At 56.8% G+C, this 12,082-nt stretch carries 13 protein-coding genes; 10 read left to right on the top strand and 3 right to left on the bottom strand.

Going from position 1 to position 12,082, the window contains the following annotated elements:
* Positions 1–130: 130 nt before the first annotated feature.
* The 4 genes from NLX71_RS26685 (at position 131) to NLX71_RS20010 (ending at position 3,606) form a co-directional block, all read left to right on the top strand.
* Positions 131–265: a hypothetical protein gene (locus NLX71_RS26685; protein WP_302058363.1), complete on the top strand. Its 135-nt coding sequence runs from the start codon at positions 131–133 to the stop codon at positions 263–265.
* Complete coding sequence (locus tag NLX71_RS20000) at positions 255–1,007, top strand: YqjF family protein (protein ID WP_254365528.1); 753 nt, start codon at positions 255–257, stop codon at positions 1,005–1,007. Before NLX71_RS26685 ends, NLX71_RS20000 begins: the two co-directional genes overlap by 11 nt.
* A gap of 251 nt (positions 1,008–1,258) precedes the next feature.
* Entirely contained in the window at positions 1,259–2,434 is a 1,176-nt protein-coding gene (locus NLX71_RS20005; protein WP_254365529.1) for a DNA sulfur modification protein DndB, read from the top strand.
* On the top strand, positions 2,434–3,606 hold the full coding sequence (locus NLX71_RS20010; protein WP_254365530.1) for a DNA sulfur modification protein DndB: 1,173 nt from the start codon (positions 2,434–2,436) through the stop codon (positions 3,604–3,606). Before NLX71_RS20005 ends, NLX71_RS20010 begins: the two co-directional genes overlap by 1 nt.
* 115 nt (positions 3,607–3,721) lie before the next feature.
* Here NLX71_RS20010 and NLX71_RS20015 read toward each other — a convergent pair whose 3' ends face one another.
* Positions 3,722–4,930, bottom strand: a complete 1,209-nt coding sequence (locus NLX71_RS20015) for an ROK family transcriptional regulator (RefSeq protein ID WP_254365531.1) — start codon at positions 4,928–4,930, stop codon at positions 3,722–3,724.
* 212 nt (positions 4,931–5,142) lie between these two features.
* Between NLX71_RS20015 and NLX71_RS20020 the strand changes: the two genes are divergently transcribed.
* The 3 genes from NLX71_RS20020 (at position 5,143) to NLX71_RS20030 (ending at position 7,870) form a co-directional block, all read left to right on the top strand.
* Positions 5,143–5,880, top strand: a complete 738-nt coding sequence (locus tag NLX71_RS20020) for a class I SAM-dependent methyltransferase (protein ID WP_254365532.1) — start codon at positions 5,143–5,145, stop codon at positions 5,878–5,880.
* 1 nt (position 5,881) lies between these two features.
* On the top strand, positions 5,882–6,877 hold the full coding sequence (locus tag NLX71_RS20025; protein ID WP_254365533.1) for an MBL fold metallo-hydrolase: 996 nt from the start codon (positions 5,882–5,884) through the stop codon (positions 6,875–6,877).
* Positions 6,878–7,240: 363 nt separating this feature from the next.
* Positions 7,241–7,870: a hypothetical protein gene (locus NLX71_RS20030; protein ID WP_254365534.1), complete on the top strand. Its 630-nt coding sequence runs from the start codon at positions 7,241–7,243 to the stop codon at positions 7,868–7,870.
* 55 nt (positions 7,871–7,925) lie between these two features.
* On the opposite strand, the gene NLX71_RS20035 is transcribed toward NLX71_RS20030, so the two are convergent.
* Both NLX71_RS20035 and NLX71_RS20040 read right to left on the bottom strand, forming a co-directional pair.
* Complete coding sequence (locus tag NLX71_RS20035; RefSeq protein WP_254365535.1) at positions 7,926–8,435, bottom strand: phosphatidylglycerophosphatase A family protein; 510 nt, start codon at positions 8,433–8,435, stop codon at positions 7,926–7,928.
* 10 nt (positions 8,436–8,445) lie between these two features.
* On the bottom strand, positions 8,446–9,318 hold the full coding sequence (locus NLX71_RS20040; RefSeq protein WP_254365536.1) for a sensor domain-containing diguanylate cyclase: 873 nt from the start codon (positions 9,316–9,318) through the stop codon (positions 8,446–8,448).
* Positions 9,319–9,514: 196 nt separating this feature from the next.
* On the opposite strand from NLX71_RS20040, the gene NLX71_RS20045 reads away from it, so the two are divergent.
* The 3 genes from NLX71_RS20045 (at position 9,515) to NLX71_RS20055 (ending at position 12,078) form a co-directional block, all read left to right on the top strand.
* Positions 9,515–10,555 carry a GerMN domain-containing protein gene (locus NLX71_RS20045; protein WP_254365537.1) on the top strand — a complete coding sequence of 347 codons (1,041 nt, stop codon included), beginning with the start codon at positions 9,515–9,517 and terminating at the stop codon, positions 10,553–10,555.
* A gap of 151 nt (positions 10,556–10,706) precedes the next feature.
* A complete protein-coding gene (gene rph / locus NLX71_RS20050) occupies positions 10,707–11,465 on the top strand; it encodes a ribonuclease PH (RefSeq protein WP_254365538.1) in 759 nt (252 codons plus the stop codon).
* Complete coding sequence (locus NLX71_RS20055) at positions 11,449–12,078, top strand: XTP/dITP diphosphatase (protein WP_254365539.1); 630 nt, start codon at positions 11,449–11,451, stop codon at positions 12,076–12,078. The genes rph and NLX71_RS20055 overlap by 17 nt, the downstream gene beginning before the upstream one ends.
* Positions 12,079–12,082 lie beyond the last annotated feature (4 nt).

Genomic DNA, 12,082 nt, shown 5'->3' on the forward strand with positions numbered 1-12,082 from the left:
CTTGTTGGCTTTATCATAGCATGGCACCGGCTTCGGATCAACCTTGACAGCGAAATCGGGCGTATGATAGATTCCCTTTGCAACCTTTTTCCTATTATATTAGCGGACTATCCTCGGGGGAGGAATCGATATGAATAAGCCGGGCTATATGTTGGCTTTGGACCAACGAAGCACGAGCGGGGTCCGTCTTCGGCAGGACCCGGAAATTCGCGGGTCTGCGCTCGTTCATGATAGGGAGTCGAGGAGGATCGAACATGGAGTCTGACCGTTTCGATACCGCGCACCGTCCGTGGCCGCTGCCTGCGCTGCCGTGGATCATGAAGCAGACTTGGCGCAATCTGTTGTTTGCCCATTGGCCCGTTCCGGCGGATGAGCTTCGCGCTTATGTGCCGAAGGAGCTGCCGCTGGATACCTTCGAAGGCAGCGCGTGGCTTGCTGTTGTTCCCTTCCGAATGACCGATATCCGGCTGCGCGGCTTGCCGCCGATTCCCGGAACGAGCCGGTTTCCGGAGCTTAACGTCAGAACTTACGTCACGCTCCATGACAAGCCCGGCGTCTATTTTTTCAGCCTCGATGCGGCGCACACGCTTGCCGTCAAGCTGGCCAGATGGCTGTATCATCTTCCTTACTACCGGGCGGATATGGGCGTAACCATGCAGAACGAAACCGTGTTTTACCGGAGCGAACGCCGGCAGGCGGGCCCCGCCTTTGCCGCACGTTACCGGCCCGTGTCGGAGCCGTATACGGCCAAGCCGGGATCGCTGGAGCATTGGCTGACCGAACGCTACTGCTTGTATACCTTGAACGGGCGCCGGGACGTCATGCGCTGCGACATCCATCATCAGCCCTGGCCGCTGCAGAAGGCGGAAGCCGAGCTTTACGAGAATACGATGCTGACGGGCAACGGCCTTCCGTTCGCGCCGGACGTTCCCCCGCTTCTTCATTATGCGGAAGCTCTGGAAGTGCGCGTATGGCCGCTCCTGAAGGTCACTGACCGAATGCCTTGACCTGCGCCCGTTTGGGACGAATCCTGCATAGCGCTACGATCGGCCGATACATTTTTTCCCTAAAATTGTCAAATTTTCTTGTTTTAATCTTTACCAAAAAAGCAAGTCCGGAAAATGAAAAAAAAGACGCATATTTTGCCAATATCCTGAATGTTTCGTGTCTTTTCGGTGTATAATGGAATTATATGAACCTATTATAGTAAACTATATGCATATAGCTTTACGCGAGGTAAGTCAAGGAGGAAACGGTTATGGATAAAATTTCGTCTCTGTCGGAGCTGCTGGCGGAGCAGAAGGCGTCATCGTATATCGAAATTCCCGGGGCGATGTCCCGGACGTTCGGACAGACGACGCTTTCGACCACGCTTCCGATGAGCAAGCTGTTCGCCATCTACGAAGTGGATTTGGAGGTTCAACGCTCCATCGTTCCGCAAAACTTGTCCAAGATGATGGACTATATCATGCTCTATCTGGATCACGGACAAGGCATTTATTTTCCGGGCATCATCCTCTCGGCCCGTGGCGCGGGAGAGTATGATGCGCAGGCGCAGGTCTACCGTTTGCAGGCGATCGAGAAGCTTTACGTCGTGGACGGACAGCACCGGCTTGCCGCCTTCCGCCGCCTGATGGAAACGTTGCAGGGCGCGATGGCCCGGGCGAAAGACCGCCGGGAGTACGACCGCATGGAGGAAATCAGCGCGAAGCTGAGCAAGCTGTACGCTTTCCCAATGTCCACCATGATCTACCTGGACATCAACGCGCGTCAGGAACGGCAGCTGTTCTCCGACATCAACAAGCTTCCGCGCAAAATCGGCGGAAATCTGGCCGTTCTCCGCGAGCAGCGCCGGTTCTATCACGTGCTGGCCTCGAGGCTGGTGGAAGATGCGCCTGTGATGAAGAATTTGCCTGTCGACATGTTTACGGAGCGGGGCAAAGGGCCGGAGTATTTGTTCTCCTACCACCTGCTGATCGAAATTTTGATCGGCTTGTTCGAAGGACGGCTCAAGTCGGCGGCGCGCAACAACGGGTACTATTTTGAGGAAAAAGAGATCGAAGAGCATTTGAAGCTGGCGGCGCTTTATTTCGAAAGCCTGCTCAAGTACTTGCCGGAGCCGGAAAAGGGCGAGCTCTGCTGGACGGAGAACCTGCAGATCGCGCTGGCGATGTTCTTCCACGAGGAAGTGACGAAAACCGGCACGTTCAACAAATACGCGCTCGATTACGCGCTCAAAATTTTGCCGCATATCGACTGGAGCGCCATTTACAGCGGGGACGAGAAAGACCGTTTGCCAAGACGCTCGCGTATCGTAAAAGCGTATCAGTTCGTCAAAGATTTTTACGTGGAGCACCACATGTTCCTGATCCGCGACGATTCGCTGGGGCAGCAAGCTTTTCCGGAAGATAGCTCTAAGGAGGACGTCGGTTAATGGACGGTTTAAATTTGCAAATGACCATACATCCGTTTTGCGATCGGTTCGGACTCGCAACGGTAGCGATACAAGTGCAGGATCTGCTGAACTACACCACCATTGATCCGATGGTGCAGCGGAAGCTGAGCGGAGGACAACGCCGCAAAATTTCCAACTACTTGCAGGAGCGCGAGCTCGACCGCGTCTTTTTCGGTCCGGTCACCTTAAGCTTGCGCGACGTCAGCAGTTTGGCTAAGGTGCAGAGCGGCCTGTACCTGCGTCCGGGCTCGAAGCTGAGCGTTCTGGACGGCCAGCACCGCATTCTCGCTCTCGGCTACGTGAACGAGCAAATGCTCAAAGAAGCGCGCAGCCTGGAGAAAAAAGTAGCGGCCATGAAAATCAAGCACCGGAAAGCGCCGGACAATGCGGAGATCGCCAGCGAGCTGGAACAGCTGGAAGGCCAGGTCGAGCAGTTGGAACGCCGCCGTCTGGAACTGATGGAAAGCGAGCTGGCGGTGCAAATCTACATTGGGCTGAGCGAGGAAGAAGAAAAGCAACTGTTCGGTGACATCAACTCCAAGGTTCAACTCGTCAGCAAAGAGCTCGGCCATTCGTTCGACTCGATCGATCCGCTCAACGTCGTCATTCAGCAGGTGGTGGACCACAATGTCTTCTTGAAGTCTGCGGGCGTCGAGCGTCGGGCCAACCTGACCGCTTACAACAAAAATTTTACGTCGTTCAGCTGGATGTACTCGACCGCGACGATGCTGTTTACGGGCAAAATGCAGCCGTCCTACGAGCTGGCGCGCCGGATCAAGCAGGACCCGTCCACCTACATCGAGATTTTGCACCAGTTCTACAGCACGCTGGTTCCTCTTATGCCGGAGCAGCCGGGGCTGCCGCAGTACACTTCGGCGTCCCGCGCCATGCAGGAAAGCGTCGCGCTGTATGCGCACCGTTATTTGTTCACGGACGGCAAGTATACGAAAAACTGGACCAACTGTCTGAACATCTTCGAAGGCTTCGATTGGACGCATGAGAACGAGCAGCTGATCGAGCGCTTCGGAGTGCTGGACAACGGCAAGCTGAACCTGATTCACGAAAAATCGCTGCGCAAGCACGGCAAGCTCGTTCAGCTGTTCCAAGAGCTGCACGGCGATCCGGCTGAGGAAGGCGAAGCGTCGGCATAGGCAGTTTGAAGTGGAAACCTAAAATTAGGCGTCCCTGCATAGCGGGGGCGCCTTTTTGATGATATGTCCGTTGATGGCGGAGACGAAGTGACGAGACGAGCAGTCACCGGCCCAATTATACCGCGCTCAGCTTGTTCACGATCAGCAGCGCCGCCCCGGTGGCGAGCGCTTCTTCGCCGAGCGTGCCTTGGCTGAACACAACCTGATATTTGGGATAATAGTACGTTCTTTGAATCGCTACGCGCGTCGCCGTGTGGAAGAAGCCGGCATGACCGCCGATCAAGGCGCCGCCCAGAATGACCTTTTCCGGATGCAAAATGTTAAGCAGGTTGGACAGCCCGATGCCGAAATAGGTGGCGGCCTGCGTAAACAGCTCGACCGTCAGCGGATCGCCGGCCTGCAGCGCCTGCTGGAGATGGGCGAAGCCGATCTTCTCCGGATCGGGTTCCAGCCGGAGCAGCAGGCTGTCGCGGCCTTGCTTGAGCCGGGCTTGCGCCTGCTGCTCCAGCGCATGAATGGAAGCGTACGATTCGAGCGCGCCGAAGTTGCCATGATTCCACAGGCGGGTACCGTCCGTTTGGATGATCATTTGGCCGATCGACCCTTCCATATCTACGGCCCCGTAGACGACCTGCCCGTTCGTCATCATGGCCGAACGCAAGCCGACGCCGACGTGAACGTATAGCAAATGAAGGTAGTCGCGCTCCCGGTCCGACCACGATTCGCCGATGAGCGCCGTATTCGCTCCGTTATCGAGCACAATCGGAAAGCCGAGGCGGCTCTCCAGGAAGCCGGTGACGCTGACATTTTTCCAGCCGGCGGCGGCGAAATGAAGCGGCTCCAGCAGCATGCCGGAAGCCCGGTCCACCGGCCCGACGGCCCCGATGCCCATCCCGAGCACCTTGTCGGCCGGAAGAGTGCGGCGATCCAGCATGGCGCGGGCCTCCGCCACAATTTCTTCCAGCAGCACCTCGGGGGTGACATCCTCCGTCATGACCCAGCGCTTGCTGTCCAGCTTGTTCAGCTGCAGGTCAAACAGAATGAGCTTGGAATACATCCGCGATATATCCAATCCGAACACATAAGCATAATCGGGATTTACCGTATATAAAATCGGCCTGCGCCCTCCGGTCGATTCGCCGAAGCCGGCCTCCGCAATAACCCCTTGTGCCGTTAATTCTTCCAGCGTCCGGGTCATGGTACTGCCCGTCAGCCCGCTTTTCTCCAGCAGATCGATCTTGGAGACCGTCCCCTGCTTGCGGATCTGCTCGAAAATTTCTTTATGCTTGCGCCCGGCAATGCGCTGTTCAATGGCGATTGTCATCTTTTTCCTCCGTTGCCAGAAGGGTCTCATTCGTTTTCAACCGTTAATTATACTACAGTCCCTGACGACCGGCTATCCTTCTTTGAGAAAATGGAAGCCCGCCCTCAGCGCTGATGGCAGATTCGAACAAAAACGTGCGTTCAGGCGGGACCTTCTGGTAAAATAGGGCTTAGTTTGTCCAGGAAAGCTGGGATAGAAGGGACGAAAGCGAAATGACCGAATGGTTCGAAAAAAGCTTCGGACGGGATTATATGCTCGTCTATAAGCATCGCGATATGCAAGGCGCTTATGAGGAAGTGCGCCGGATGATGGAATGGCTGGAGCAGCCCGAGGGGGCGGAGGTCCTTGATCTGTGCTGTGGCATGGGGCGGCACTCGATGGCGCTGAACGGATTCGGCTTTCGGGTGACCGGAGTGGACTTGTCGGAGGTGCTGCTGTCAGAAGCGAGAAAGCTGGATACCGCAGGCGAAGTGCGCTGGGTTCATGGGGATATGCGCAACGTGCCGATAACCGATCAATTCGATGCGATCGTCAACTTGTTCACGTCGTTCGGTTATTTTCCCGGTGATCGGGACAACGAGCAAGTGCTGCGGGAAATGTACCGTCTGCTCGCGCCGGGCGGGCGATTCATTATCGATTATTTGAATCCGGCCTATGTGGCGGGGCATTTGGTGCCGCACTCGGTTCGAACCGTCGAAGGTATCCATATCGATGAGAAACGCCGGATCGAGGACGGATTCGTGCGCAAAACGATCGTGCTGCAGGACGGAAGTGGATCGGGTGACCGGGTTTATGAGGAGCAGGTGAAGCTGATCGGACGGGAGCGTTTCCTGGACATGCTGGAGCTGGCCGGGCTGAAAATTGACGCCATTTACGGCGATTACGACGCTTCGGCTTACGAGCCCGACCGATCGAAACGAATGATCTTTGTCGGCAGGAGGGACGCATAATATGGACGGATCGCCATCAAGCCGCCAAGGGAGCGTGACGAAGCACGGCGACGTGCTGCAGATCAAGGTGCCCCTGCCGTTTCCGCTGCGCTGGGTGAACAGCTATTTGCTGCCGGGAGAGAGCGGCTGGACGCTGATCGACCCGGGGCTGCGGACGGAGGCGGCCGAAGCTGTCTGGACGTCGGCGCTTGCGGAGCTTGGGCTCGGCTACTCCGACATCGACCACATCGTGCTGACGCACCATCACCCGGACCATTACGGGCTGGCCGGATGGTTTCAAGAGCGCACCGGCGCGCCCGTGCTGATGTCGCGGATCGGCCTTGAACAGACGCGCTTGCTCTGGGGAGACGGGCAGCCGATGACGCAGCGGATCATCGGGCTTTTCCGGCGGGAAGGGCTGCCGGAGGAGCTGATGAAGCCGCTGGAGGAGCATCTGCAAGGCTTTGTCCCGTCCGTTTCGCCGCAGCCGGAAGTCACCGTCGTGGAAGCTGGGGAGCGCGTCAGGCTTGGCCGCGAGGAATACGAAGCGATCGAGACGCCGGGGCATGCCGCAGGGCATTTGTGCTTTTACCGCGCGGAGACGGCCGTCATGTTCTGCGGGGATCACGTGCTTCCGCAAATATCCCCAAACGTCAGCTACTTGCCCGACGGGATCGACGAGAATCCGCTTGCCAGCTATTTGTCCAGCCTGGAAGCGATTCGCCGATACGAGGTGCGGCTTGCTTTTCCCGGTCACCGGGAGCCTTTCGGCTACTTGCAGCAGCGCGCCGACGAGCTGATTGCCCATCATGCGGAGCGTTTGGATGCGATGCTGTCGAAGCTTGCGGAGCCGGCAACGGCGTACCACGTATGCCGAGCGACCTTCGGGGAGCGGCTTAGCCTGCACCAGCTGCGCTTTGCGCTGTTGGAAACAATTGCGCACCTGATCTGGCTGCGCGAAGCCGGCAAGCTGACCGAAAGCGTGCGCGAGGGGCTTGTAATTTACCAGCAAGTGTAGTGCTACTCCAATTCGCCGGTTTCGACCGACCGGCAGCAGGCGGCATGGCCCCGTTTTTTTGAAGGGAGCCTGCCGCTTTTGGCGTAGGTCGGGCGAGATGAAGCAAACTTTGGAATAAAAAGGGAGTCATTGGGGAATAGTCTCCGGGAGGGAGGCCGTTTGCCACCGACTCCCCGCTGCTGCGTAATATGACTTGCCGGGCTGAAATTGCGAGCAACGGCGATTTGAAGCAGCCCCGGCTGAACATCGTGATGCAGGTGGCGGCTTCGCCCGGCAGACCATCCGTTTTCCGCTGAGAGTTGGGCATCGAACCTGCAGCGATAGGGAACGGAATTGAGTTACATTCGACGGAGGTGCTTGACGATGAAAACAAAAAAACACGCACAATGGATGAGAACGGCGGCTTTGTTGTCCGCACTGATTCTCACTTTAACGCTGACAGCTTGCAAGAAAGAGGCGGCCCAGCCGCCGAAAACCACGGAGCCCGCTCCGACGGAGCAGACGACCCCACCCGGGCAAACGACCCCGCCAGGCCAAGCCGGACAGACGACACCGGGTCAGACCGGCCAAAGCGGCGAGGCGGGGAGGCCGCCGGAGGAAGCTCCCATTCAGATAGGTCCGCTTAAGTACAACGAATCGGAACGGGAAGTGATCGCCAATTCGGCCAAAAACGCCGGCGTTCCGACGTATTATTTGCCAGAGCGGGGAGCCACGATCGATAAGCTCGATCAGACGGGAACTAACGCCAAGCTGCTGACGCTGAAGTTTTACAATATGCTGATCATGGAATCGCCGGAAGAAATCAAGCCGAGCGGTAACGTGGAATCGAAGCAGGAGGTCAAGCTCAGCAACGGGACAGGCCAATGGGTCACGGTTGACGGCAAAAAGACCCTGTACTTGAAGCTGGACAAGACTTATATTGCTCTTAGCTCGGACAAGCTGTCCGAAGCGGACCTGCAAACCGTAGCCGAATCGCTTGCGATATTGAAATAAGCGGCAATTCACAGTTAAAAACGGCGCTCTCTCCTCGGAGAAGCGCCGTTTTCCATTACGTACGTTCCTTCTCTTGCTGCTTGCGGTGTGCGATGCGGCTGCTGGCGGACGCCGCGATGGCGCCGACGATATCGTCAAGGAACGTATGCTTTTGCCCGCTGCTCTTATCGTTCAGCCGCCCGACCAGCCCCGGCTTGATTTTGTCTATATATCCGAAATTGGTTAGCCCGATGCTGCCGTACACATTGACGATGGACAGGGCCAGAATTTCGTCGCAGCCGTACAGCCCCTCGTCGTTTTCAATCATCTCCTGAAGAGGGGAAAACAGCTTGCCCTCCTCGGCTAGTACGTCAAGCTGAATCCCTGTCAAAATGGCATTCTGCACTTCCCGTTTGCCGAGTACCTGCTCCACACTCTCCCGACATTCGTCCATCGTCAGGCTGGAGTAATAGTCCTTTTGCAAAAAATAAGTAAGCTCCGCCATATCTTCCATCGTGACGCCGCGCTTCGTCAGCCACAAGGCCGAAGCTTCGGCAACCTGCTTGCTGTTCAAGCTGTAGCTCATAGAGGCCTCCTTAGGAATCCGAGAAAAACCGGAAGTGGTTTTTGCCTTGCTGCTTCGATGTGTACATCGCCGTATCGGCGCTCTGCAGCAGCGTTTCGATATCCTGCCCGTCCTCGGGGTAGCAGGAAACGCCGATGCTGCTCGTTATGCTCATGGTTTGGCCGTTCAATTCGAACGGCTGGGTTAGCGTTTGCACGATTCTGCCGACGATCTTGGCAATATCCTCCCGATGCTCGAACTGCTGCAGCAGCACGACGAATTCGTCGCCGCCCATCCGGCAGACGGTATCCGGTTCCCGGATGGAATGCGAGAGACGGGAAGCGGCCATGGTCAGGAGCTCGTCGCCGGTGGCATGGCCGTATGTATCGTTAATGCGCTTAAAATCATCGAGGTCCAAGTAAATGACGGCCAGCTTATGGTGGTAGCGCTTCGCCATATGCAGCGATTGCGTAAAACGGTCTTGAAACAGCCTGCGGTTCGGCAGTTGGGTCAACGGATCGTAGTAAGCCAGACGGGTCAGCCGTTCCTCCTGCTTCTTGAACGCCGTGATGTCTTTGGCTGTCAGGGCGGCCTGCCATCCCGAAGACTTGCATGCTAACGGATATCCTTGTCCATCAAGCCATACGAGAGCTCCGTCCGGCAGCACGACCCGAAATGTCATCGCGAACGGTTCGCGCTCTTGAAGCAGCCGGCGGCATGCCTGCTGCAGCGGAAGGAGATCGGTTTCGTACACCCAGCGGAACAATACCGAACCGTAGTTAGGCTCCGGGGACAAGCCGATGGGCGAACCGGTTTCATCGAATACCCACAGCCAATCCGGAGATTGAAGCACAACGGCCCGGTATAGGTCGTCAGGCACGAAATCAGGAAGACGATTTTCCATAGGAAATCACCTCATTTTGGAAAAACACTTCTATATTATAGGCTTTTAGTACTGTATAAATCAAGGCTATATCCGTCTAAAGTACCATAAATCCAATTTTCTTCCGAATCGGACAAATGGATGGCATAAACTTGTCTGCCGCCCGTATACATAAAAGTAAAAACGGACAACACCCAATATCAAGGAGGAACACGCAATGAAACAATACAAATGGATACGATGGGCCGCCGCTGTCGGAATGGTCGTTCTGCTTGCCTCCGGCTGCTCGCTTCCGGGAAAAAAGGAACAGTCTCAGCAAATCGATCCTCCGCCAGCCGGTGCGGACGCCATGGCCACAAACGGCAAAGTGTCCCGGACGATTGCCAATCCGATGCAAGTGACGGTTTACGCCAAGGATGAAAAAGGGTTCGTCGCCCCGATTGCCGTTCAAGTCGAAAAGACCCAAGGCGCCGCCCGCAAGGCGCTTGAATACATGGTGGACGGCGGTCCGGTACAAGGACGTCTGCCGGCCGGATTTACAAGCCTCCTTCCCAAAGGTACCGAAATCAAAGGCATAAACGTCGTGGAAGATCAAAAGCTGGCTATCGTTGATTTTTCCAAAATGTTTACAGATTATAACCTGCAGGACGAAAGAAAAATTATGGAAGCCGTCACCTGGACGTTGACAGGCTTTCCTTCGGTAGAGAAGGTGCAGCTCCGCGTCGAGGGCAAGGCATTGAAAGAGATGCCGGTCGGCGGCACGCCGCTCGACGAATCGCTGACCCGGGCGATCGGAATCAACGTAGAGAAGCCGGAAAGCGTAGAGTACGGACAATCGACGCCGGTTACGCTGTATTTCTTAAATCAGAATCAGGAAAATTACAGCTATTACGTGCCTGTCACCCGGCTCGTCCCAAGGACGGACAATGTTGCGGAAGCGGTCATCCGGCAGCTCATTGCGGGACCGGATCAGAAGAAAGGCTTAGTTGCCGTCATGGCTCCGGGAGCCGAGATGCTGAAAGTGGACAAAACGGACGACCTGATTACCGTCAATTTCTCAGATAAAATGCTCGGCCCGGATAAAAAAGCGCCTGCCGAAGCGTTGAAAGCGGTTGTCTTATCGCTTACGGAAAATACGAACGCGGCCGCCAAGGTGCAAATCCTGGTGAACGGCGACGCCAAAGTAAGCGCGACCGATAATCAGAGCTATGCGAAGCCCGTGTCCCGCCCTCAGACTGTGAATCAACTGAAGCTGTAACTTGGCACGATACTCACAAAACGAACGCTCCTTCCTGTGCGGCCCGGCTTCCGGAAGGAGCGCTTTTCCGTTTCCGCCAGCCCGTTTGGTTTTCCTGGGGCGCTCTGGTACAATGGGAACGTGAAATCCAAAAGGAGGAAATGAGACTTACATGAGAAGCGACGGGAGAAGAGTCGATCAGGCGCGTCCTGTGAAAATTACGACCAATTACAATAAACACGCCGAAGGCTCGGTGTTGATCGAAGTGGGAGATACGCGGGTCATCTGCACGGCGACGGTGGAGGAACGGGTTCCGCCGTTTATGAAAGGGCAGGGCAAAGGATGGGTGACGGCCGAATACTCGATGCTGCCTCGTGCGACTTCGGTCCGCAATCAGCGCGAAGCGGCCAAAGGGAAGCTCGGCGGACGCACCATGGAAATTCAGCGGCTGATCGGACGGGCGCTGCGTTCCGTCGTCAATCTGGAAGCGCTCGGCGAACGTTCCATTACGCTGGATTGCGACGTGATCCAGGCGGACGGCGGCACCCGGACGACGTCAATCACCGGCGCGTTCGTCGCGATGGCTATCGCGATGGATAAAATCGCGCGGGAGCGGAATTTGAACCGGTTCCCGATCACCGATTTTCTCGGTTCCGTGAGCGTGGGCATCATTCAGGAGAAGCCGTGCCTGGACCTGAACTATGAAGAGGATTCCAAAGCGAAGGTCGACATGAACGTGGTCATGACCGGCCAAGGCAAATTCGTCGAGGTGCAAGGAACCGGCGAAGAAGCCCCGTTCTCCCGGCAAGAGCTTGACGCGCTGCTGGCGCTGGCCGAAACGGGCATTCAGGAGATGATTCGGGAACAGACGCTGGCGCTCGGGCCGATTGCCGAACGCATTAAGGGGGCGTCCCATGCGGCTCGGAGCTGAGGTCGTTATCGCGACCACAAACGCCGGCAAACTTAAGGAATTCGAGAAGATATTTCGGGAGAAAGGCATCGCGGTCAAAAGCCTGCTCGATTACCCGGAGATCCCGGATATCGTCGAGGACGGAGATACCTTTGCGGCGAACGCTCTGATTAAAGCCAGAGCGGTGGCCCGGCGGCTGGGCGTTCCCGCGGTGGCGGACGATTCCGGTTTATGCGTGGATCGTCTGAACGGCGCGCCGGGGGTATACTCCGCCCGCTACGCGGGCGAGCCGAAGGACGATGCGGCGAATAACCGCAAGCTCGTCGGCGAGCTGGACAAGCTGGAGCCGCTGCCCCGACCGGATGATGCGGCTCATCCCGAAGCGCTCAGCCCCGCCCGTTTCGTCAGCGCCATTGCGCTGGTGGATGCGGAAGGAACGCCGCTTGCCGAAGTCGAAGGGACGTGCGAGGGCGTCATTATTCGCGAACCGCGCGGCAGCGGGGGCTTCGGGTATGATCCGTTGTTTTACGTCCCGCAGCTCGGCCGGACGCTGGCGGAGTTGACGCTTGAAGAGAAAAATGCGCTCAGCCATCGCGGTCAGGCCATCCGCAAATTGTGGAACTTCTTGGCCTGAAGAA

This window comes from Paenibacillus sp. MZ04-78.2 (assembly GCF_024213375.1).
Classification (GTDB): domain Bacteria; phylum Bacillota; class Bacilli; order Paenibacillales; family NBRC-103111; genus Paenibacillus_G.